23 protein-coding genes and 5 pseudogenes are annotated in these 21,902 nt (G+C 59.3%); 16 read left to right on the top strand and 12 right to left on the bottom strand.

The features are described from left to right. The first annotated feature begins 615 nt into the window (after positions 1-615). The gene (locus tag ACVJGD_RS41185) at positions 616-1,053 is read left to right on the top strand and encodes a hypothetical protein (RefSeq protein ID WP_456639453.1); all 438 of its coding nucleotides are present in this window, start codon (positions 616-618) and stop codon (positions 1,051-1,053) included. Here ACVJGD_RS41185 and ACVJGD_RS41180 read toward each other — a convergent pair whose 3' ends face one another. Together ACVJGD_RS41180 and ACVJGD_RS41175 are read right to left on the bottom strand one after the other, a co-directional pair. Further along, entirely contained in the window at positions 1,054-1,269 is a 216-nt protein-coding gene (locus ACVJGD_RS41180) for a transposase domain-containing protein (protein ID WP_456640550.1), read from the bottom strand. Beyond that, positions 1,252-1,500: pseudogene (locus ACVJGD_RS41175) on the bottom strand (IS66 family transposase); the annotation flags it as partial. The pseudogene ACVJGD_RS41175 and the gene ACVJGD_RS41180, both read right to left, overlap by 18 nt. Positions 1,501-1,561: 61 nt before the next feature. Between ACVJGD_RS41175 and tnpA (ACVJGD_RS41170) the strand changes: the two are divergent. The 5 genes and pseudogenes from tnpA (ACVJGD_RS41170) to ACVJGD_RS41150 all read left to right on the top strand — a co-directional run. Continuing rightward, positions 1,562-1,984: an IS66-like element accessory protein TnpA gene (gene tnpA, locus ACVJGD_RS41170; RefSeq protein WP_456636252.1), complete on the top strand. Its 423-nt coding sequence runs from the start codon at positions 1,562-1,564 to the stop codon at positions 1,982-1,984. Beyond that, positions 1,981-2,328, top strand: a complete 348-nt coding sequence (gene tnpB / locus ACVJGD_RS41165) for an IS66 family insertion sequence element accessory protein TnpB (RefSeq protein WP_456632751.1) — start codon at positions 1,981-1,983, stop codon at positions 2,326-2,328. Before tnpA (ACVJGD_RS41170) ends, tnpB (ACVJGD_RS41165) begins: the two co-directional genes overlap by 4 nt. 44 nt (positions 2,329-2,372) lie before the next feature. Next, a protein-coding gene (tnpC, locus tag ACVJGD_RS41160; protein WP_456639451.1) for an IS66 family transposase occupies positions 2,373-4,117 on the top strand; the annotation gives its coding sequence in 2 pieces (ribosomal slippage) (positions 2,373-3,911 and positions 3,914-4,117; 1,743 coding nt in all). A 65-nt stretch (positions 4,118-4,182) separates the two neighbouring features. Next, complete coding sequence (locus ACVJGD_RS41155; protein WP_456639452.1) at positions 4,183-4,464, top strand: transposase domain-containing protein; 282 nt, start codon at positions 4,183-4,185, stop codon at positions 4,462-4,464. Between the two features lie 46 nt (positions 4,465-4,510). After that, positions 4,511-5,104, top strand: a pseudogene (locus ACVJGD_RS41150) (IS66 family transposase); the annotation flags it as partial. Positions 5,105-5,224: 120 nt separating this feature from the next. Here ACVJGD_RS41150 and tnpC (ACVJGD_RS41145) read toward each other — a convergent pair. From tnpC (ACVJGD_RS41145) to tnpA (ACVJGD_RS41125), 5 genes are all read right to left on the bottom strand, one after another. After that, on the bottom strand, positions 5,225-6,967 hold the full coding sequence (tnpC, locus tag ACVJGD_RS41145) for an IS66 family transposase (RefSeq protein ID WP_456639451.1): 1,743 nt from the start codon (positions 6,965-6,967) through the stop codon (positions 5,225-5,227). Positions 6,968-7,011: 44 nt separating this feature from the next. Continuing rightward, a complete protein-coding gene (tnpB, locus tag ACVJGD_RS41140; protein WP_456632751.1) occupies positions 7,012-7,359 on the bottom strand; it encodes an IS66 family insertion sequence element accessory protein TnpB in 348 nt (115 codons plus the stop codon). Then, positions 7,356-7,778 (bottom strand): IS66-like element accessory protein TnpA, encoded by a 423-nt coding sequence (gene tnpA / locus ACVJGD_RS41135; protein WP_456636252.1) that lies wholly within the window; start codon positions 7,776-7,778, stop codon positions 7,356-7,358. The genes tnpB (ACVJGD_RS41140) and tnpA (ACVJGD_RS41135) overlap by 4 nt, the downstream gene beginning before the upstream one ends. Positions 7,779-7,923: 145 nt before the next feature. Then, complete coding sequence (gene tnpB / locus ACVJGD_RS41130) at positions 7,924-8,274, bottom strand: IS66 family insertion sequence element accessory protein TnpB (protein WP_456639450.1); 351 nt, start codon at positions 8,272-8,274, stop codon at positions 7,924-7,926. Beyond that, positions 8,271-8,723 (bottom strand): IS66-like element accessory protein TnpA, encoded by a 453-nt coding sequence (gene tnpA / locus ACVJGD_RS41125; RefSeq protein ID WP_456639449.1) that lies wholly within the window; start codon positions 8,721-8,723, stop codon positions 8,271-8,273. The genes tnpB (ACVJGD_RS41130) and tnpA (ACVJGD_RS41125) overlap by 4 nt, the downstream gene beginning before the upstream one ends. 274 nt (positions 8,724-8,997) lie before the next feature. On the opposite strand from tnpA (ACVJGD_RS41125), the gene ACVJGD_RS41120 reads away from it, so the two are divergent. Together ACVJGD_RS41120 and ACVJGD_RS41115 are read left to right on the top strand one after the other, a co-directional pair. Beyond that, entirely contained in the window at positions 8,998-9,243 is a 246-nt protein-coding gene (locus ACVJGD_RS41120; RefSeq protein ID WP_456639448.1) for a hypothetical protein, read from the top strand. Positions 9,244-9,339: 96 nt separating this feature from the next. Next, positions 9,340-9,736: pseudogene (locus ACVJGD_RS41115) on the top strand (IS66 family transposase); the annotation flags it as partial. Positions 9,737-9,864: 128 nt separating this feature from the next. Here ACVJGD_RS41115 and ACVJGD_RS41110 read toward each other — a convergent pair. Together ACVJGD_RS41110 and ACVJGD_RS41105 are read right to left on the bottom strand one after the other, a co-directional pair. Next, positions 9,865-10,530 (bottom strand): 2OG-Fe(II) oxygenase, encoded by a 666-nt coding sequence (locus ACVJGD_RS41110; protein ID WP_456639447.1) that lies wholly within the window; start codon positions 10,528-10,530, stop codon positions 9,865-9,867. Further along, positions 10,527-11,726, bottom strand: a complete 1,200-nt coding sequence (locus ACVJGD_RS41105) for a GFA family protein (RefSeq protein WP_456639446.1) — start codon at positions 11,724-11,726, stop codon at positions 10,527-10,529. Before ACVJGD_RS41105 ends, ACVJGD_RS41110 begins: the two co-directional genes overlap by 4 nt. 885 nt (positions 11,727-12,611) lie before the next feature. On the opposite strand from ACVJGD_RS41105, the gene ACVJGD_RS41100 reads away from it, so the two are divergent. Then, positions 12,612-12,824, top strand: coding sequence for a hypothetical protein (locus ACVJGD_RS41100; protein ID WP_456639445.1), 213 nt, complete (start codon positions 12,612-12,614; stop codon positions 12,822-12,824). A gap of 91 nt (positions 12,825-12,915) precedes the next feature. Here ACVJGD_RS41100 and ACVJGD_RS41095 read toward each other — a convergent pair whose 3' ends face one another. From ACVJGD_RS41095 to ACVJGD_RS41085, 3 genes and pseudogenes are all read right to left on the bottom strand, one after another. Beyond that, positions 12,916-13,161, bottom strand: coding sequence for a hypothetical protein (locus ACVJGD_RS41095; protein WP_456639444.1), 246 nt, complete (start codon positions 13,159-13,161; stop codon positions 12,916-12,918). 14 nt (positions 13,162-13,175) lie between these two features. Then, positions 13,176-14,909, bottom strand: a complete 1,734-nt coding sequence (gene poxB / locus ACVJGD_RS41090) for a ubiquinone-dependent pyruvate dehydrogenase (RefSeq protein ID WP_456639443.1) — start codon at positions 14,907-14,909, stop codon at positions 13,176-13,178. 487 nt (positions 14,910-15,396) lie between these two features. Continuing rightward, a pseudogene (locus tag ACVJGD_RS41085) lies at positions 15,397-16,024 on the bottom strand (AAA family ATPase). 706 nt (positions 16,025-16,730) lie between these two features. Between ACVJGD_RS41085 and ACVJGD_RS41080 the strand changes: the two are divergent. The 7 genes and pseudogenes from ACVJGD_RS41080 (at position 16,731) to ACVJGD_RS41050 (ending at position 21,892) form a co-directional block, all read left to right on the top strand. Further along, positions 16,731-16,874 carry a hypothetical protein gene (locus ACVJGD_RS41080; protein ID WP_456639442.1) on the top strand — a complete coding sequence of 48 codons (144 nt, stop codon included), beginning with the start codon at positions 16,731-16,733 and terminating at the stop codon, positions 16,872-16,874. Between the two features lie 194 nt (positions 16,875-17,068). Next, complete coding sequence (locus tag ACVJGD_RS41075) at positions 17,069-18,094, top strand: IS110 family RNA-guided transposase (protein ID WP_456639441.1); 1,026 nt, start codon at positions 17,069-17,071, stop codon at positions 18,092-18,094. A 1,530-nt stretch (positions 18,095-19,624) separates the two neighbouring features. Next, positions 19,625-19,792 carry a hypothetical protein gene (locus ACVJGD_RS41070; RefSeq protein WP_456639440.1) on the top strand — a complete coding sequence of 56 codons (168 nt, stop codon included), beginning with the start codon at positions 19,625-19,627 and terminating at the stop codon, positions 19,790-19,792. Positions 19,793-19,851: 59 nt separating this feature from the next. Continuing rightward, a pseudogene (locus ACVJGD_RS41065) lies at positions 19,852-20,429 on the top strand (transposase family protein); the annotation flags it as partial. A gap of 112 nt (positions 20,430-20,541) precedes the next feature. After that, positions 20,542-21,096 carry a hypothetical protein gene (locus ACVJGD_RS41060; RefSeq protein WP_456639439.1) on the top strand — a complete coding sequence of 185 codons (555 nt, stop codon included), beginning with the start codon at positions 20,542-20,544 and terminating at the stop codon, positions 21,094-21,096. Continuing rightward, positions 21,093-21,542, top strand: a complete 450-nt coding sequence (locus tag ACVJGD_RS41055) for a hypothetical protein (RefSeq protein ID WP_456639438.1) — start codon at positions 21,093-21,095, stop codon at positions 21,540-21,542. Before ACVJGD_RS41060 ends, ACVJGD_RS41055 begins: the two co-directional genes overlap by 4 nt. Before the next feature lie 149 nt (positions 21,543-21,691). Further along, a complete protein-coding gene (locus ACVJGD_RS41050; protein ID WP_456639437.1) occupies positions 21,692-21,892 on the top strand; it encodes a transposase DNA-binding-containing protein in 201 nt (66 codons plus the stop codon). Positions 21,893-21,902: the final 10 nt, after the last annotated feature.

The following is a 21,902-nucleotide window of genomic DNA, read 5'->3' as shown; positions in this document are numbered from 1 at the left end:
AAGGATGAGCTCCTTCTGCCCCTGTCGGATGGCAGTTGCCTGGTCGCGCGGCTGCGAGAGCACCACGCCCAGGCGGCGCCCGCATTCTGAAATCCTAAACTTCATGCCTAGCCGAGGCAGCGGCTCACGGAGACACCCTTACCTCGAGGCCCCGTTGTCGTCGACGGGCGACCAGCGCTCTGGGACGGACAGCCAGAGGTCCCTCGGCCAGAAGAACGGCTGGGATGGAATTCGGCAGCCAAATGACGCGATCCTGTCGGTCGCCCAGAGCGAACGCGTCGCGACGATAGCTCGCGATTCGTGCCCGCATTTCAGATCGGCTGGAGGCGCCGTTCTTCAGGCCAAAGGCACCCCAGGCCAATGAAAGCGGCGCGATTGATGCGTGACCGAAAATGCCACCGCCAATGATGAACTTGTTTGGTGCATGCAGTTTGAATAGGAACAACTCGCCCGGTTGAAGCGCCCCGAAACTGCGCGTGCTGACCTTGCCCCCAGGTTTTATCCAGTCCGGGTGCTGGCGTGCGGAATGCTTTGGATTGCCCGATCGGGGTGATTGACGCTGCCGCTGGGCGATGATTGGATGCTCCCGGTTTGAAGGGGGCGACGGGGATCACAATGACCAGCGAGTCGCAGCTGCGCGAGAAGCTTCGGAAGATCGAGGCGTTGTTCGCGGGTGCAGGAACTGCTGGTGAGCGCTTGGCGGCGGAAGCCGCACTGCAGCGGGTGCGTGCCCGGGTCGAGGAGCTCGCGCGCCACGATCCACCGATCGAGCAGCAGTTCTCACTTCCCGACCAATGGTCGCGGCAACTGTTTCTGGCGCTTTGCCGTCGATACGGGCTGCGGCCGTTTCGTTACCACCGCCAGCGACGCAACACGGTGATGATCCGCGCGTCACGGGGCTTCGTTGACAAGATCCTGCTGCCGGAGTTCACCGAGCTGGAGAGGGCGCTGCAAGTCTATCTGCACGAGGTGACGCTGCGCGTGATCCGCGAAGAGATCTATGACGACACCAGCGACGCGCAGGAAGTTCCCGACGCCCTGCCGTCAAATTGATCAGGCGGCGAGCTTTGTCTCCAGACCATCGCGCTCGGCCCTCCATGTCCACAGCAGCAATGTGTGCAGCTGATTGATCTTGGTGCGTCCGGAGACGATGCGCTCGAGAACGTCGGTCAGATAATGCCGCGGGTCGATGTCTTGCAGCTTGGCCGAGTTGATGATCGACGCGAGAATGGCCCAGGTCTCGGCGCCGCCTTCACTGCCCGCAAACAAATAGTTCTTCTTTCCTAACCCTATCGGCTTGATGGTGCGTTCGACCGTATGGTTGTCGATCTCGATGCACCCGTCATCGATGAAGCGCGTCAGGCCTTCCCAATGGTTGAGGGTGTAGCGAATGGCTTTGCCAAGGCCAGACTTCTTCGAGACTTCCAGCAGTCGTGCCTCAAGCCAGGCCTTGAGGTGCTCGATCAGCGGCCTGGTTTCGGTTTGCCGAACCGCAGCCCGCTGGTACTCATCCGAGGGCGGCCGCCTTGCAGAGGTTGGCTATCGCATGATTACAGGCAGTATGGACACCATATCGACTGCCAATAATGCGAAAGTTATGGAGATCGTCGACACAGGACGGCGCCGACGGTTCAGCATTGAAGCGAAGCAGCGGATTGTGGAGGAGAGTTATTGCTGTGGCGATCCTGTTTCTGTCGTTGCTCGCCGCCACGGACTTTTTCCTGGTCAACTGTTCGGGTGGCGACGCCTGGCGCGGCAGGGCACTCTTGCAGCGCTGAACGCCAAAGATGGCGATTACGGGTTTGTCGCGGCGCTGATTGAGCCGGAGCCAACGAGAAGCGAAGGGAGCCGTGACGACGCTCGCTGCGAGCAGACTGTTGGACGGATGGAGATCGTGCTCGGCAGCGGTGTTCGTCTGATCGTTGGCGTGGATGTCGATACCGCCGCTTTGTCGCGCGTCTTGAGAGTGCTGGAGGGGCGATGATCCCGATTCCGACGGGCGTTCGTGTCTGGCTTGCCACCGGCTACACCGACATGCGGTGCGGCTTTCCGAGTTTGGCTCTCCGCGTGCAGGAAGTGCTCAAGCAAAATCCGCTCGGCGGGAATCTTTTTTGCTTCAGGGGGAAGCGCGGCGATCTTTTGAAGGTCATTTGGCACGATGGCCAGGGGGCATGTCTGTTTACAAAAAGACTCGAGAGAGGAAGGTTCGTCTGGCCTTCGGTGGCAGGCGAAGCAGTGACGATCTCTCCGGCGCAATTGAGCTATCTCTTGTCCGGAATCGACTGGCGCAATCCTCAAGAAACGTGGCGTCCAACGCGAGTTGGATAGCGATTTGCGGTTGAACTTGCCAGCAAATATGATTCATTGGCTTCATGAGTCTGAAGCCGGATGATCTTCCCTTGGACCTTGCCAGCGCCCAGGCCGCACTGCTGGTCGAACGTGAATCGTTGCGGGCTGAACGCGAAGCGCGGCTGAAGGTTGAGGTTGAGCGCGATGCGGCCGTGGCCCAAGCCGCCAAGGTACAGGTCGAGGCCATCAATTGGCAGGTCGAAGCCGCCAGTGCGCAGGCGAAGCTGTCCGACACCGAAGCGTTGATCGCGCATCTGCAGCTCACGATCGAGAAGCTGAAACGAGAGTTGCACGGGCCGCGCTCCGAACGCACGGCACGGCTGATCGAGCAGCTGGAGCTGCAGCTGGAAGACCTGGTGACGTCAGCGACCGAGGATGAGCTCGCAGCACAGGCCGCGGCGGCGAAAACCCAGACCGTGCGCGCCTTCACGCGCAAGCGACCGATCCGCAAGCCCTGGCCGGATGACATCGAACGCGAGCGCGTCGTCATCGATCCCCCGGCCGCCTGCGCCTGCTGCGGCGGATCGCGGCTGTCGAAGCTGGGCGAGGATGTGACCCGGACATTGGAAGCGATCCCGCGCCGTTACAAGCTGATCGAGACGGTGCGCGAGAAGTTCACCTGTCGGGATTGCGAGGCGATCACGCAGCCGCCGGCGCCGTTCCACGCCACGCCGCGCGGCTTCATCGGTCCCAGTCTGTTGGCGATGATCCTCGTCGATAAATTTAACCAGCATCTGCCACTCAATCGTCAGAGCACGCGCTTCAAGTGCGAAGGGATCGACCTGTCGACGCAAACGCTGGCCGATCAGGTCGGCTACGGAACCTTCGCCGTCATGCCGCTCTTCGAGCTGATCAAGAGCCATGTGTTCGCCGCCGAGCGGCTTCACGGTGAGGACACCACCATCCGCATTCTGGCGAAGAGCAAGTGCACGACCGGACGGATCTGGACCTACGTGCGTGACGATCGTCCCTTCGGTGGCACCGCGCCGCCGGCGGCGGTCTATTACGCCTCCGGCGACCGGCGGGGTGAGCACCCGCAGAAACATCTGGCGCTGTTCAACGGCATCCTGCAGGCGGATTGCTATAACGGCTTCGAGCCACTGTTCGATCCGAAGAAAAAAGTGTTGCCGATCACGCCGGGATTTTGCCTTGCGCATGCGAGACGGAAGTTCTTCGAGCTGGCCGACATCGGAAAAAATGCGCGGGAGGGCAAGAAAGGCAAGCCGATCTCCCCGATGGCGCTGGAGGCCGTCAAGCGCCTCGATGCACTCTTCGCCATCGAGCGCGAGATCAACGGCCTGACCGCCGCCGAGCGAGTTGCCGTGCGACAGCAAAAGAGCAAGCCGCTGTTCGATGAGATGCACGAGTGGTTGACCACGGAACGCGCTACTCTCTCTCGCGCCTCCGAGGTCCGCGGGCCGATCGATTACATGCTCAAGCGCTGGACCGACTTCGCCCGCTTCCTCGATGACGGCAGAATCTGCCTGACCAACAACGCGGCGGAAAGAGCGCTGCGTGGTATCGCTCTTGGACGACGTAACTGGACCTTTGCCGGCTCTCAGCGCGCGGTGCTGACCGTGCCGCCGTCATGCTGACACTCATCACAACCGCACGCCTCAATGACGTTGACCCGCAAGCCTGGCTCGCCGACATCCTCGCGCGCATCGCCGATCTGCCTGCTTCGCGCCTGCACGAGCTGCTTCCCTGGGAATGGAAAAGGCTGCGCGAGGTCGAAAAGCCCGCCGATCAGCGGCCCGTCGCAGCCTGAACTGTCCTCCATCATAACGCAGTCACGACTGCTCGCGCGAGAGACCGTTACGCGGCCTTCCTCTGATGCGTACATTGCTCCAGCAAGCCGTGACGGCGCTGTCGTCACGGCTTGCCGTGTTGTCGGCGGAATGCAGCACGCTGGCGGCTGAGCGTGATGCAGCGATCGCCCAGCGCGATGCTGCGATCCAGGAGAACGATAAGCTCCTGGTGATCCTGTCGCAGTACAAGCGCACGATCTTCGGTCCCCGGTCCGAGACACTGGATCCCGGACAGCTGTCTCTCTTCACCATCACGGCGCAGGCGGCTGATGCCAACGACGACGTGACCGGAGGCAGGCTGGCCTGATGGAGCGGAAGGCCGTGGAAAGCGACCGGCGCGACGCAACTGGGGGATGCTTCCGGAGCATTTGCCGCGCATCGACGTCGTGATCGATATCGAGAGCCATATCTGCCCCTGCTGCGGCGAGCGGCTGCACAAGATCGGGGAGACCGTCAAGGAAGCCTTCGACGTCGTTCCGATGCAATACCGGGTCAAGCGCATCGTGCGTCCGCGCTATGGTTGCCGGGGATGCCGCCAGGGTGTGCTGCAGACACCCGCGCCGGCCCAGGCGGTCGACGGCGGGATGGTGACGGAAGCCTTACTGGCCCACATCGCGGTGATGAAATACGGCTACCAGCTGCCGCTGTATCGGCAGGAACAGATGTTCGCCACCGATGACCGCCCGTGGGACGGCCCGGCACCGCCGGCGGTGGTCTGCGTATTTGCCGAGGATCGCAAGGCGATCCGCGCCAAACAGCTGTTCGGAGACTACCAGGGCATCCTGCAGGTCGACGGCTATGCCGCCTACAAGGGTCTGATCAAGAACGGCGGCCGTCTGGTGCAACTGGCATTCTGCTTCGCGCATGCGCGGCGGAAGTTCTGGGATGTTCACGTCGCGACGAAGTCGCCGATTGCCGCGGAAGCGCTGCAACGGATTGCGATGTTCTATGCCATCGAAGACCGTATCCGTGGTCTGCCGGCGGCGCAGCGGGCGTACGCATCAGAGGAAGGCCGCGTAACGGTCTCTCGCGCGAGCAGTCGTGACTGCGTTATGATGGAGGACAGTTCAGGCTGCGACGGGCCGCTGATCGGCGGGCTTTTCGACCTCGCGCAGCCTTTTCCATTCCCAGGGAAGCAGCTCGTGCAGGCGCGAAGCAGGCAGATCGGCGATGCGCGCGAGGATGTCGGCGAGCCAGGCTTGCGGGTCAACGTCATTGAGGCGTGCGGTTGTGATGAGTGTCAGCATGACGGCGGCACGGTCAGCACCGCGCTGAGAGCCGGCAAAGGTCCAGTTACGTCGTCCAAGAGCGATACCACGCAGCGCTCTTTCCGCCGCGTTGTTGGTCAGGCAGATTCTGCCGTCATCGAGGAAGCGGGCGAAGTCGGTCCAGCGCTTGAGCATGTAATCGATCGGCCCGCGGACCTCGGAGGCGCGAGAGAGAGTAGCGCGTTCCGTGGTCAACCACTCGTGCATCTCATCGAACAGCGGCTTGCTCTTTTGCTGTCGCACGGCAACTCGCTCGGCGGCGGTCAGGCCGTTGATCTCGCGCTCGATGGCGAAGAGTGCATCGAGGCGCTTGACGGCCTCCAGCGCCATCGGGGAGATCGGCTTGCCTTTCTTGCCCTCCCGCGCATTTTTTCCGATGTCGGCCAGCTCGAAGAACTTCCGTCTCGCATGCGCAAGGCAAAATCCCGGCGTGATCGGCAACACTTTTTTCTTCGGATCGAACAGTGGCTCGAAGCCGTTATAGCAATCCGCCTGCAGGATGCCGTTGAACAGCGCCAGATGTTTCTGCGGGTGCTCACCCCGCCGGTCGCCGGAGGCGTAATAGACCGCCGCCGGCGGCGCGGTGCCACCGAAGGGACGATCGTCACGCACGTAGGTCCAGATCCGTCCGGTCGTGCACTTGCTCTTCGCCAGAATGCGGATGGTGGTGTCCTCACCGTGAAGCCGCTCGGCGGCGAACACATGGCTCTTGATCAGCTCGAAGAGCGGCATGACGGCGAAGGTTCCGTAGCCGACCTGATCGGCCAGCGTTTGCGTCGACAGGTCGATCCCTTCGCACTTGAAGCGCGTGCTCTGACGATTGAGTGGCAGATGCTGGTTAAATTTATCGACGAGGATCATCGCCAACAGACTGGGACCGATGAAGCCGCGCGGCGTGGCGTGGAACGGCGCCGGCGGCTGCGTGATCGCCTCGCAATCCCGACAGGTGAACTTCTCGCGCACCGTCTCGATCAGCTTGTAACGGCGCGGGATCGCTTCCAATGTCCGGGTCACATCCTCGCCCAGCTTCGACAGCCGCGATCCGCCGCAGCAGGCGCAGGCGGCCGGGGGATCGATGACGACGCGCTCGCGTTCGATGTCATCCGGCCAGGGCTTGCGGATCGGTCGCTTGCGCGTGAAGGCGCGCACGGTCTGGGTTTTCGCCGCCGCGGCCTGTGCTGCGAGCTCATCCTCGGTCGCTGACGTCACCAGGTCTTCCAGCTGCAGCTCCAGCTGCTCGATCAGCCGTGCCGTGCGTTCGGAGCGCGGCCCGTGCAACTCTCGTTTCAGCTTCTCGATCGTGAGCTGCAGATGCGCGATCAACGCTTCGGTGTCGGACAGCTTCGCCTGCGCACTGGCGGCTTCGACCTGCCAATTGATGGCCTCGACCTGTACCTTGGCGGCTTGGGCCACGGCCGCATCGCGCTCAACCTCAACCTTCAGCCGCGCTTCGCGTTCAGCCCGCAACGATTCACGTTCGACCAGCAGTGCGGCCTGGGCGCTGGCAAGGTCCAAGGGAAGATCATCCGGCTTCAGACTCATGAAGCCAATGAATCATATTTGCTGGCAAGTTCAACCGCAAATCGCTATCCAACTCGCGTTGGACGCCACGTTTCTTGAGGATTGCGCCAGTCGATTCCGGACAAGAGATAGCTCAATTGCGCCGGAGAGATCGTCACTGCTTCGCCTGCCACCGAAGGCCAGACGAACCTTCCTCTCTCGAGTCTTTTTGTAAACAGACATGCCCCCTGGCCATCGTGCCAAATGACCTTCAAAAGATCGCCGCGCTTCCCCCTGAAGCAAAAAAGATTCCCGCCGAGCGGATTTTGCTTGAGCACTTCCTGCACGCGGAGAGCCAAACTCGGAAAGCCGCACCGCATGTCGGTGTAGCCGGTGGCAAGCCAGACACGAACGCCCGTCGGAATCGGGATCATCGCCCCTCCAGCACTCTCAAGACGCGCGACAAAGCGGCGGTATCGACATCCACGCCAACGATCAGACGAACACCGCTGCCGAGCACGATCTCCATCCGTCCAACAGTCTGCTCGCAGCGAGCGTCGTCACGGCTCCCTTCGCTTCTCGTTGGCTCCGGCTCAATCAGCGCCGCGACAAACCCGTAATCGCCATCTTTGGCGTTCAGCGCTGCAAGAGTGCCCTGCCGCGCCAGGCGTCGCCACCCGAACAGTTGACCAGGAAAAAGTCCGTGGCGGCGAGCAACGACAGAAACAGGATCGCCACAGCAATAACTCTCCTCCACAATCCGCTGCTTCGCTTCAATGCTGAACCGTCGGCGCCGTCCTGTGTCGACGATCTCCATAACTTTCGCATTATTGGCAGTCGATATGGTGTCCATACTGCCTGTAATCATGCGATAGCCAACCTCTGCAAGGCGGCCGCCCTCGGATGAGTACGGAGCAATGCTGGATCGGAAGGCAAATCAATCATGCAGCGCGTTCTACTACAGCTCTGCATGAATGCCGAACTACTCTTGATGATGATCAACCAGCTCGTGTTGGTTGATCCACAACCCGCATCGGCACACGCTTCCAGTCCGAGCCGTCGAGCAGCACCGAGAGCTGAGCATGAGATAGCGGCATGACGCCTTCCTTGATTGGCGGCCAGCTGAACTGCCCTTCGATTCTCTTGTAGTAAAGAACAAGGCCGCTTCCGTCCCAGGTCAGGATCTTCAAGCGATCTCGGCGCTTGGAGCGAAACACCCACAGCCCGCCGTCGAACGGATTGGCTCCAAACGCCTCGCTCACCAGCATCGCCAGCGAGTCCATGCCGCGACGGAAATCGACCGGCTGCGTCACGATCCAGATCGATAACCCAGCGCGGAGCCCGATCATCGGCCAACCGTTCCGACTGCCGCAAGCACCTCGCAGAGTGCTCGCCGGTCGACCGTTCCCACGACACGGATGCGAACCACGCCGACGTCGATCTCAATCGCCCCCCGCTCCTCGCATGGCGGCAATTTGCCCCCGCAGCCCGTGATCGCGACCGGCACAAAGCCTGATGGCACGCCTTCATCCCTGCGCTCCGCGAGCTTCGCCCGCGTTGCCTGACGACGCCAAAGAAACAACAGGCTCGGGCTGATGTCGTGTCGCCCCGCCACCCCGGAAGCACTTGCACCCGGCGCGAAACTCTCCGCGACAATCGCCGCTTTCGCATCGGTCGACCAGCGCCGTCGTCGGCCGGTCCCCGTGATGATCTCGACGCGCTGCAGCGTGTCGGAGCCGTCCTCAAGGATACGCGCATGCCTATCCTTATCGCCATCCTTACAACTATCTTTTGACATGGTGACCTCGTGACGAACCAATCCACGAGATCTTCCTAGCCGACCAAATCAGCCCTCAGTGCGTGGTCGCCGAATGACGCTCACGATTATCGCCGGTCCAACGGCGATCGAACCGCTCGAGCACGAGCACGCGGTGCCTTCAAACTCCTCGATCGCGACGGAGGCGCTCGAAGTCCAAGCGCGGCTGTCCGCTTGAGGCAGAAAGACTCATTCTCGAAGCTAAAGATTGATGCCGTTCGGCAGTCTGCCAATCTGCGGTTTGAGAATGTGCGTCATGGCCGTTGTCGCCTGTGGCTTGTACCAACGTCCTTTCCAGAACAAGAGCGCGTTTTTTCCTGAGCGCGATCGAGATCCGAAAGTCCTCGTCCTCGCCAAGCCCACGCGGAGCCGATGCAAGATCACCAAGAAGCCGAGCGACCTCCTTATCGTCAGTGGGTGCGACCACATCGACGAGTTTTGTTCGTCCACGACAAGCCGCCTGTCCATCTCGTCCGTTATTGGCAGCGCTGCGGCAAAGTGAGTCAGGAGAATCGAACGCGTCGCCAGATGGCGTCAAAAATGGACTGAATTGAGCGTGAGCGACGCCCCGCCCGACGATCTTGAGACGCTGAAAGCGATGCTGCTGGCCGAGCGCCGTAAGAGCGAACGGCTGCGTCAGATCATCAAGGAATTGCAGCGACATCTGTTTGGCCGACGAGCAGAGACGCTGCCTGAAGATCAGATGTTGCTGGGTCTGGAAGGCGTCGAGCAGGTCGCCGCGTACAGTGAAACGGCGCAGGACGTGAGCACCCCTGAAGTCCGGGAGGCGCGGGCTCACAAGCGCTGCGGCAACCGTGGTGCCTTGCCGAGGCACCTGCCGCGGATCGAGGTCGTGGTTGACATCGAGGACAAGACCTGTCCCTGCTGCCGGAGCGAGTTGCACCGGATCGGCGAGGATAGAAGCGAGCGGCTGGACTTGAGCTCCGGCGCACTTCGAAATTCCCGTGACCCGACGTCCCAGATACAGCCAGCGAAATCGCCCAAACTCCTGCTGCGTGAAGATGACAGTCATAGAGAACTGGACCATTTCGTCGACGCCGAGTAGCGATGGTCCCCGTTTTGATGGAAGCTGAGATCGTTCGTTGCTCCTAGCGAGCCGACCTTATGCGTCAACGGCGGGTTTTTCGATCTTCCGACGATTCGCACCACGGTGCCTTGAACAAAAATAGACCAGTGACCGGCGCTCCCCGCTCCGCACCGGAGTTACCTCGTGGCGGAACTTGCACGTTGTGATAAGGACGGCTCCCAACATCGGGCGAAACACCTGGTTTTCACGTTCGTTTGGATATACGACGAATTCACCGCCCTCGAAATCTTTCGCGAGCTGAACAATCACGGAATATTCGAAGTCAGGATCGCTTTCAGCGTCCAAATGGATACCAACAAAGGACCCAGACACCATCCGATGCATCTGGCATCGACGAATGACGTACTCTGGTGCCTCTCCGAAGATCTTGCTAAGCTTAGAGATCCGCTCTGTCCTTTCGATCAGGTCAATGATTTGCTCCGATGCAATACCATTCACGTTGCTAGGATGGTAGCCGGGGCGACTTGCTCGAAGTCGCTTTACAAAAACGTTGTGAGAGTCATCAGCATCACCCTCTCGAACCTCTTCTTCGGGAATATCGGACTGCAGCTCATCGATCCTAGCCAGCTCATCCAGGGTAAACAGCGTCTCAGGGGGAAGTAGCACCGTCCCTTTATCTCTCAACTCTGCGCGGTAGTTCGCTAGGGCCTCTTCTGACGACAAAGTACGTTGATCGCTCATTGTTCGCGCCTTTCACTCTCATCCGGCTCAAGCGAGTGGATCGCCTGCTCCCAGTTCTTGCCATCGAACTCGTCTATTCTTATGCTTTCGATCGTCGTCTCGTCGAGGCATCGGACATTTACGCTGAATCCTGACGGATTGGAGCGCGGCCGATAAAATGGCTTTACGCCGCAAACCCGACAAAACGTGTGCCTCGCGATGTTCTTGTTGAATTGATACGAAGTGAGGAATTCTTCGCCACGTTCGACCTTGAGCTTCTCGGCAGGAACGAGCATGTGCAAAAAACCCGACATTTGGCAGATTGAGCAATTGCATTTGACTGCAGAAATGGCTGCTGGCGCTCGGACGTAAAACTTGACACCACCACAGTGACAGCTGCCACTGTGTTCGACCTCCGGCCAGCCATCTCCGTCAAGCGGAGCAACTGGGATCAGACTGCGGCACCACTCTAAGCTGAGACGATACGCGCCGTTGAACTCATCTAAGAAACGCATACCGCTACCAGCAGGGACCAGTTCTTCGATGAGGCGGCTTGTCATCTCTCCGTGATATTTCTCTGCGGGGTCCTCGCCTCCCACATGGACTCGAAAATACTCAAGATCGTCCAATTGAACATCAAACGCTTTGGCCAGGGTGGTCCAAAGTGCTTGGATCATGTCCGCAGCATGTAGCTCAAACGCAACCATATAGGCGCAGCGAACTACGGCGTCGGTCGACGACAAGCCACGATACAGTGCACGCAGGTACCGGCACGTCGAGGCGCTGTAGTTGGGCTGGATCACTCGGCCAAGCAGCCGCGATGCATCCTTTCTAAACAGCTTTGAGTGGAAGTTTTCCGTATCTAAAATATTGGGTAGCGCGGCGTTGCCGCCATGGAGAACCTGTCTATGACCTCCCGTCTCATCCCAGCATATGAAATTTGCGACGACACTGGTCAGCTCAACGTCCCTGGGAAGCTCTCGATTGCGGTGTATTGCGTCGAATATGAGATCCTTTTGCGATCCCGCTTGCAGATGGGGGAACGCTTGTGACATCGCAAAGAATTCAGGCAGTAGGCTGCCAACCTGATCTTTGGACAGCTCGGCAGCGAACGGATGAGCTCCGAATAGACCGTGAGCTTGGTGAGCCAGATGCTCGCCAGTCGGCACTTCTAAGGGCTGATGCAATTGAACGGGAAACGCGTGGGTAACTGGCATTTGAACCCCGGTTATGCAGAGAGAACGTTTCTTGGGCTACAAGCGATCGAACTAATAAAACGTAACGAAACTAAGCAGACGCGCACCGGCTTGCGCTCTTGTTGCCCTAACGAGCTGCATAGTTCAGGCAGGCTGCCGAACGGCATTGCTGCAACGAAATAATGTTCGGCATAAATGCCGGCGTTACACATCGTCGATCGTGGACGTCGCAGGATCACAACTGTTCTTGTATCCATTAACACTCCTGCGGAATTTGCCGCTCCGCAATACTCGCAGAGCGGCAAGAAAGCCACCATCGACCCAAGAAGCGTGCTGGGCGCCCACATTGCCATCGTCGTTCGCGAGCACGTCATTGTACCTTCGACCGCGAACGCTGCCCAAGAACAAGGTCGTAAGTCGTCCGTTCTACAACTCATTCCATAGGGTGCGGTCGAGGCATCAAGGAGATGCCAATCTCCTGGATCAAAGCTAAACATATTTGCGTGCAAGAGAGACATGACGTCGTCGCGAAGGCTCTCGATCTTGTCGATTGAAATCAGCATGCGCCGGCTTTCGGGTGAATTTGTGATACGATAGCTGTTGTGTTCGAATTACTTTGTTCGGACGTGTGGATTTTCTGCGTCAAGGAGTCCGCGAGGCCATCTTTCACCGAGGTCATGGGTTCTTTCGAAGCTGTGCAATCGTCGTGGCCTAACCGAACGGAATGCGCGGAATGTCTCGCAGAGAGCAGCGATTCTTGGACTGTAGACTGCCGTCATAATAACCTGGCTGGCTTGAGCGAGAACAAAGCGCCGCTAATCAGGAATTCGTATTGTCGTTAAGTATCCCGGCGCCGAGGCTATTCCGGCTGAAGAGGTCCGGCTACTAGGCATACAGGGTTTGGCAATGCTGCACTTGACCAGCACTCAACAGCACAGGAACGATATGGGCGCCGTCACTTTCACCTGCCCGATCACCAAGATGATCATCCAGCAATGGTTAGATGGTGCTGACGACGCATCAGAAAACGAATTTCGAGGCGTTGTTTGCCCTGCTTGTTCGCAGCTTCACTTTATAAATCGCAAAACTGGAAAGCTCCTGGGCCAGCAAGAAAAATGACAGCGCCTCACAACTCACGAGCCGCGACTTGTGTGCTTCTCCCGCTTCTGCACTCGCTTCCATTGTTGTTCAGAGCCACCACGCTCAATGCTCAAGGGGAACTCTGCTCCCGAAACTTGCGGCCTGTCCACGCGCTCGTCCATTCGCTTTGCCAGGCCGCAAAGAGACGTGCGCGCTTCGCTTTATTGCCGTGCGCAAGAGCTATCCGACGATTTCTATGCTCGATCCCACCAGCGAATAGGCAAAATGAGCGGTTTGATCGACCGCCAAGGCCCGGCACGTTCACGCGTCCAATAGAGCCGCCGGTGATCGGGGCGAGAAAGGTCATGATTTTCATTGCAGCTTCCTATGTTAGCGCCAAAGGTTCGAGCTAGCGAGATCGATGACTGCGTCGGTTCGACCATTCATGATAGCTTTCATGGTGTAGAGTGAGAATCCCTTGACCATTTCTGCGGTGACCGATGGCGGCATCACAAGCTCAGTACGGTTGACAAGTGCATCGATCAGAACAGGTCCGTCATGGCTAAACGCGGCGGCGATCCCGTCATCAACTTCTGATGCATCGACAATCCTGATGCCGCGAATTCCAATCGCGTCAGCCATCGCTGCGAAATTCGGGTTCTTTAGCTCGATCCCGAAACCAAGAAATCCGGTAGACTTTTGCTCGAGCTCAGTGAATCCCAATGCTCCGTTGTTGAACACAACGACCTTCACCGGCAGTTTGTACTGAGCGATCGTGAGCAAATCGCCCATCAGCATGGTGAACCCGCCATCGCCGGAAAGTGAGATCACCTGACGACTGGGAGAAGCCGCCTGGGCACCGATTGCCTGGGCCATCGCATTCGCCATGGAGCCATGCCAGAAGGAGCCAATGAGACTGCGATGACCGTTCATGGCGAGATATCGCGCCGCCCACACCGTCGGAAGGCCGACGTCGCATGTGAAAATGGCATCCCTGGTCGATCGCGCACTCACTGCCTTCGCGATCTGTTGTGGATGGATCAGGCTCTTGCGGCTGCTGCCCGCTGCCAGCTCATCGAGCTCTCTGCGCGACCTGGCGTAGTGCCGCTGAGCTTGTTCTAAATGCGCTTCATCGCGCTTTCTCTGAAGGAGCGGAAGCAAGGCATTAAGCGTCGCCCGAGCTTCTCCGACGATTGCCAGGTCGACAGCCGCTCGCCGGCCAAGGTGCTCCGGCCGAATGTCCACCTGTGCGATGCGAACACCAGCTCCATCGGGATAGAACTGTCGATACGGGAAGTCTGTACCGAGCATCAGAAGCACGTCGCAGTCGCGCATAGCGTAATAGCCAGACGAAAAGCCGATCAACCCGGTCATGCCGACATCGAAGGGATTCTCCCACTCAACATATTCCTTACCACGCAAGGTGTGCACCATCGGTGCCTTCAGGAGTTCGCCCAGTGCCAGCAATTCGTTATGAGCACCTGCACATCCCGAACCGCAAAGAATGGTGACGCGGCGGCTGCCGTTGAGCAGCACCGCCAAGCGGTCGAGATCTTCTTGGGATGGAGTGACAATTGGTGCAGCTGGCAGCAGGGCGGCAGGTTTTGGCAGCGGCCTATCAAGCGCCGGTTGCAAGGCCACGTCGCCCGGAATCACGATGACCGAGACGCCACGCTTGCCAACCGCCTCACGGATGGCGACTTCAAGTGCCCGTGGCATCTGGTCGCTGCCGGACACGAGCTCGCAATAATGACTACATTCCCCAAACAGCGTCTGTGGATGCGTCTCCTGAAAATAGCCGCTGCCGATCTCGGCCGACGGAATGTGTGCGGCGATCGCGAGTACCGGGACCTTCGAACGGTGACAGTCGAACAATCCGTTGATCAAGTGCAAATTTCCTGGTCCGCAACTTCCCGCGCACACTGCGAGCGAACCAGTCAGATGGGCCTCCGCACCCGCCGCAAGCGCGGCCACTTCCTCGTGGCGCACCTGGATCCACTCGATCTTGTCTTGTCGACGAATGGCATCTGTTAAGCCATTGAGGCTATCGCCTACGATGCCGTAAACCCGTTTAACACCGGCGCGTGCAAGCAGCTGGACGAATTGATCTGCAACGGTGCCCATTAAGGATTCCTGTTTGGTTTCATTGGGACCGGCCGCCGCCCGGCCGTAGGGCAAGATCACTGTACCGGAGATAGAGTCAGCGAATCCCTCTATTGAAACCTTCTATTGGCCTCGGAAGTCTCACGCCCGAGTGCCGCGCGACGAACATTGACGTAGAAATTTGGCCTCGTCGTTCATAATAGCTCCCTCCCTCACCAATCCCGAAGCACGCACTGAGCGGCGCCAACACGACTTGAGCAGAGCGAACCTGTCGGCCGATTTCTCGGCGTCTTTGTCGGACCCCACGCGCGTTGACGCCGAAAAGCGCACGCCCGGAAATAACCGGGCCAGCAGGACCTTGCTCGGGAATCGCGCCGACAAAGTTTTGCGAAATTTCCGCTGCTGCCGATTATGCTTCGCCACATGCTTCGCCGGTCATGAGATCTTTCGCCGGAACGCCGGCCTCCCTTATGAGCATTGGTGAGGCCGGCCTCCGTCGGTGCGCACGTTACGAGGCGGCGAGTTCGGCGGCGGTCTTGCCGACGATGGACTCGTCAACCGGCTTCATGATGCCATGCTCCATCAGCATGTCCTCGAGCTCGTCCATGGTGATCGGGGTCGGAATGATGCCCTTGCCGCCATTGTTGTGGATCCGGGTCGCGAGATTGCGATAGTGATCGGCCTGCTTGGAGTCCGGCGCATATTCCAGCACCGTCATGCGGCGCAGCTCCGCGTGCTGCACGACGTTGTCGCGCGGCACGAAATAGATCAGCTGGGTGCCGAGCTTCTTGGCCAGCGCCTCCAGGAAGTTGATCGAGGTTATGACGCCGCGGCCGGCGCAGCCGACGCCCGGCTCCGCCCCCCCCCGACTCCACGCAGCGGATGTCCTTGTAACCGACCTTCATCACGTCCTCGATTTCGAGGTCCTCGACGCTGCCGGCGTTCGCCGCCAGGCTTAAGATCGTGTCCTGCGCCTTGGCGTCCAGGATCAGGCGGGTCGAGTCCGCCTTGGGATCGCAGCCCACAATCAGGATCTTGTGACCCATCTCGGCCAGCGCCGCCAGCGTGTTCTGCGAGGTGGTCGACTTGCCGATGCCGCCCTTGCCGTAGAACGCGATTTGTCTCAGTGAAGACATGTTAGTTTCCATGAACCGATTTGCGAAAAGTTACGGGCTATTTCGGGCACACGGCTTAAGGGAAGGAGAGCATCGCTCGTCTTGCGCGTCTGCGTGCACTCAGCCCTCACTCAGTGTTGCTGCATCCTAGTAGCAACCGCCGTGCCAGCGCTGGCCTCGCTCTCTAAGCTTCTGATCAGCTTTGAAAAACTGACGAGCCGACCGATTGTTTTGAACCAAACAGGATTTGAGCGGATGTCGGAAACCAGACAACGATCACAAGCCTCAAACTGGCAGAATTCCGCTTGCCGCACACTCCTGCACCGAACGGCTAAACCGCTGCCGGGGCCCCCATGCTCACGCCCTCTTCCCGTTCTCCTGCTTGTCCGCGACAGCTTCGTGATCTTCGCCCGAGGTCCCCTACAGGATCATGGCGTGGAGAATATCAGCAAGGAACCTGCTTACACATTTGTCGCTCCTGTGCGTGTCGACCGGCACTGGCGTCGTGCAGAAGCACGATACGCTTGCCGCGCACAGCGCCGCCATCATTTCTATCTTGCCATGTCGGTGACCGCGACCTTGCTCGCGACTGTGCTGACCTCTGCCTTGTTAGTCGTCGTGGAAAAGGCCCAAAGCGATTTCGACGTGATGAACCGCGGCCGGTCTTCATGGCTGAGAACATGCGTGGGCGACGCGGATGGCCCGCCGCCGCGGCCGGAAGCACGCCATGATCGCATTGGCTCGCCAGATCGGGACGATCCTTCACCGCTTCTGGACCGACGGCTCCATCTTCACGACGGAGGCGCCAACCGCCCAGTCCCAGCATGACGCCGATAATCTGAAACGCGCTCTGTTGCCTGCCTGTCCGTAGGCTGAAATGGACCCGCGGAACGGGACCACTTGAACCGATTTGTTAGTTGAAAACTGACCGCTCCTGATCCCTTTCTATCACGCTGCCAGAGACTCTGTCTGCTGCTGCTGTTGCTGTGATGGGGTGGACGCCCCTCGACGGCATCGATGTGCCAAAGTGAAGGGTGTTGAACCGTCACAAAAGAGGAGGCGTCCGTGAACGAAGCTAGCACGATTGGACTAGACTTGGCGAAACATGTTTTTCAGGCACATGGCGCAGACGCTGGCGGCGATGTTGTTTTCCGCAAACAGCTGCGTCGTGACAAAGTGCTGGCTTTCTTTGCCGAGCAGCCTGCGTGCCTGGTAGCGATGGAAGCCTGCGCCAGCGCCCATCACTGGGCTCGTGAGATTGGCAAGCTGGGGCACACAGTGCGTCTGATTCCACCGTCCTATGTAAAGCCCTTTGTTAAGCGCCAGAAAAACGATATGGCCGATGCAGAAGCGATTTGCGAAGCAGCCCAACGCCCCACCATGCGCTTTGCCGCCGTCAAGAGTGAGGACCAGCAGGCGAGCGCGGTCGTGTTTCGCGCTCGCGATCTTTTGGTCCGGCAACGTACTCAGATCATAAACGCGTTGCGAGGTCACCTCGCCGAATACGGCCTGGTCGTTGCAAAGGGAGCGTCCAATGTCGCCGCGCTGGTTGAGCACGCGCAAGCTTCCGGGAGCAGCGTGCCAACGGCGGCACACCCGGCGCTCGATATCCTGGTCAAGATGCTGGGGGTGCTGGAAGAACAAATCAAGCAGCTCGATATTGAGATCGCGCGACGAGCCCGAGAAGAGGAAGTTGCTCGACGGCTTATGACGGTTCCTGGCATCGGCCCAATCACGGCGACAGCTCTGATGGCTCTGGCGCCTGAGCCTGAAAACTTCAAACGTGGCCGGGATTTCGCCGCGTGGTTGGGGTTGACGCCGCTGCAACGTTCCACTGGTGGAAGACAGAAGCTCGGCCAAATATCGAAAATGGGTGAGCGAACACTGCGGCGTCTCCTCATCATCGGGGCGAGTGCGGTGGTGAAGCTGGCTCGCCGACGCGGCGCATCGCAAGGGAGATGGCTGGAGCGCATGCTCGCTCGTAAGCCGCCCATGCTTGTCGCCGTGGCTCTTGCCAACAAGATGGCTCGTACCGTTTGGGCTTTGATGGTCAACGGTGGGGTCTACAAAGCTCCGGTCGCAGCGGCTTAATCGCTTAGTCCGCCCGACCAGAGGTCGTCGAGGAGGTAGGAAGGTCAAACGGAAGGTACGGCGCAACAGTCGATGAGACGGGGTCAGGAAAACCAGTACATGCCCAGGTGCTTCCAAGTACGCCGCTGTGATTTGGACCTGATCCGCGAACTCCCATACGGGCCCGCGACATATGACGGTCGCAATAAAGGCCGGACAGATGTCAGCACCCGACTACGCGCAACACCTGATCGAAAGATTCTTCTTGCATCCACCGGGGCGTCCACAGATGGGCATGTCGTAAACGCACTCGGGCAGTTTTCACGATGTGGCCGACCTGGCCGGCTTGCACCTGACCGCGTCAGACTTCACCTTCCGGAAAATCGTACGGAACCACGCCCCGCCACCCCGTCGTACGCTTTGCTTTTCCGCAACTTGTCGCGGGTCATGCCGCCCAAGAGCAGGCGCAGCGTGTTGGCTTGGTCCTCCTCGAAGGTGACATAGTCGAGGCGGTGTAGGCTGTTCGGCTCTTGCGGCGGGCGACGATGACTTTGTCCTTCCAAAGCTTCGGCCGAACGGTGCCGTTGCCCCCTCCATCAAATGCCGCGACGAGACATATGCGGCGCGGAGCACTGATGCTGGATCAGCGAACGGATGCGGTCAGTGTCGTAGGCCGCAATAGTCGGGCTTCCACACCTTACGTGTTCTGAGACACGAAGACTACCAGAGGTGTCACGGGTTGGCCTGCCAGCCAATCGTGACACCCTCAACGTAAACGACTCGCATTCCCCCAGCAAATTCCTATGTGTACAACATGAAGTGCGTTGGAGGACAGCGGCTGGGTCTGTGAGAACCACCCAAAGCGGGCATGGGAGGGCGAGCATGCTTGCGGCTGCGGTGGAGCCGGCGCGCCCTGCCCGGTCTGCAATGTCCCGGAGCCCGGCGAAGCTCCGCGCCTTCCAAAGGGCTACGCGACGGCCTTCGACGAAAAGGGCTGGCGGCACTGAGGCCCGGCGCCTGACTCGCCTTCCGGTTGGCGATGACATAGCTGAACTCCATCCTGAATGGAGTTGGGTAGTGGGTCAGTTTGATTGTTGCAGTTATCCACGCTGGAAAACGGGTAGTTCCGGGCGCATATTTCGAGAATGGAAATAACACGTATGCGATGCGAGTGCGGCGCTGAATATAAGCGCATCGAACCGACGTGCTTAATGCCGCATAGCGGCCACGTATCCTGTGAAGTCTGCGGGGCGGTATTAGAGTCTTGGGCGGAAAGCACCCACGTTGCCACATTCGAACTGGTCAAGCGTCCAGACGGGAAAGTCTGCAATGACTAGCCACCCAACAAACGCCCTAACTGACCCACTACCTGTAGTTGCGTATGCGTACCTCGCCATCGATCATCCCGACCGATCGGCTCGACCGGGACATCTACCTCGTGTTGGAGGAGTTCCGCAGCGGCCCAGCGCGGCGCGAGACAGACGAAGGCGAGACCGACTATCCGACGCTCATCGGCGATCTACCTCTGGCCAGTACGAACAACCGCTGCGCGTGGTGGCGTTCAATCCCATCGAGGGGTGGTCGCGTGACGCCTCCGAAGACGTCGCGGTTGAGCTGGCCCGGCGCGTCGGTGAGGAAGGCCGGGAAATTTCCGAGACGCTGCGAGGGTTCATTGAGACCCACATTGGACGGCCGATCGGCGTGCAATTGGGGTTCTGACTCACTTTTGATGCAGTTCGAGGGATCTCTGGCGCGTTGATTGGAGGAGAATCAGCGCCATGCGGCAAGCACTCCACCGCTCCAGTCTGGTGCCGCGTGGGTTTGTTGTAGAGAGTGCGTGCTACGAGGACGATAAGGCCGTCATCACGGTCCGGGCGTCCGGAAGTGTCGGCTGTATCCATCATGCGGGACAGTTTCGCGGCGTATCCATAGCCGGTATCGGCGACGCGTGACCGATCTGCCACTGTCCGGGCGGGTCGTAGAGCTCCTGGTGATCGCCCGCCGCTTCCGCTGCGACGCCGTCCTGTGCGGACGCCAGATCTTCACTGAGCGTTTCGCCGACGGGATATTGGCCCCATCGGCGCGACGCACGGCGAGGCTGGACTCTATCGTCCATCACTTGGGTCTGGCGCTTGGCGGTCGACCGGCAGCGGGCTTTGCAAAACGGCTAATGCTGCCAGTAAGCAAGGACACGCTTCTGCGTGTGGTCCGACGCCGCAGCCGGTCGCCGGCCGATCCTCTCAAGGTCATTGGCATCGATGACTGGGCCTGGCGGCGCAATCACCGATACGCCAGCATCATCTGCAACCTGGAAAGGCGCCGGGTCGTCACCTTGCTGCCGGATCGTGAGCCTGCCAGAGTCTCGCGACGACATCTTCGTTGAACAGATGGAGCGGGCGTATCGAGCTGGTCAAGGTAAGGAGACTTCTCGAACTTCGATCCCAGCTCTACCGGGAGCGTATGCCACGGTGACAGATTTAGGCAACATCAAGCTAGATCCGCTCTATCCCGAACCGTTGCAGACCTTGATCGACTGCGTTGGTCCACAGAAATGGAAAGTGCTACGTCAATGGGCCGACTCTCCAAAGCGCGAGCGTGACGTTGCAGAGCTTCTTTCTTGGAAAGCCGCTCCCGAACGAAATGGGCCATCTCAATCGGTCGTCAGTGGCAACGCGCTTAGCCGCGCACAGAATTTTATTCCGAATTTCGACAAGCTGACGGAGACGCCACCATTCTATATCGAATATGAGGGTGGCAGGCAGCCGTGCCCGCGATTGGTTAAGCTCATCTCGGCCCATGTAGATCGCGGTCTTGTCCCGGTATTGCACTGCTTTTCCTACGAAGATGGGGCGGAGCGCTCTTTTAGGCTCGATAAGATTCTTGTCGTACTGGATGAGCAGGGCAACATTCAGCCGTTGCCGGCGTTTTGGAAACGAACGTTAGGCGTCGAATGGCCTGCTTATGCCGCCACGTCGACCATGAGTCTCGGTACCGTTACGGACAGCAGATCGGATGGCGCTTGATCTTGGTGATCGACCGGCGATATCAATCCGGTCGTTTGGTGACGGCTTTGTCGTTAGATGCCGTGCGGTTTTCCGCCATCGCTTCGATCACCTCGACGACGTGCCGCCTCACCGTTCGGTCTTTGATGGCGCGGAACGCGCGCAGCAACCGAAATATCTCCGCCGCATCCCTGGCGAGTTCTTCCTTCGACAAAATGATCCCTCAATGTGAACATGGCCGGTACACCAACGCCGTAAGAACCATAGAGATGTGCCGCTCGTTTGGGACGGATCTGAGACCAAAATCGAAACACAGCGGCCTGAATCGAAAGGGGTTGCTCGCGCCGCCGCCCCTTGCCGGTAAATCTGAAAATTTGCTCGGTATGGAAAGCCAGCCCCCGGGCTGGATGAAAGTTCGGTGGCAGGTCAAAAACCCAGGACTGCTCACGCGCTGGCAACGGGAATGATCCAACCGGCCTGCGCCCTACACCGGGCTACACCGACTACACCGGCTTATGATTACCCACAAAATTTACTGATTTTGAGACGCGCGCCTGAGCCAGAAACTTGAATCGGAAGAATCACTTGTGATTCTTTGTGGAGCACCTGATTCGGGATGAAGGGGTGCTCTATGGGACTACGTTTACGGGCCGGTGCGAGCAGAAAGGTATGCCGGTCGACGCCTGATGTGCAGACTTGGTTTGATCGCGAAGCTGCGATGTGTGAATTCAAGGACGCGCGACTTGGTGAGAGATTTCGCGTGTTGCTGAAGCAGATTGGCGGTGACATCGGGCAGAGCATTCCGATGGTTTGTTAGGATTGGGCGA

The organism is Bradyrhizobium sp. USDA 10063, assembly GCF_054063735.1.
This window is presented reverse-complemented; position numbering and strand designations above follow the sequence as displayed.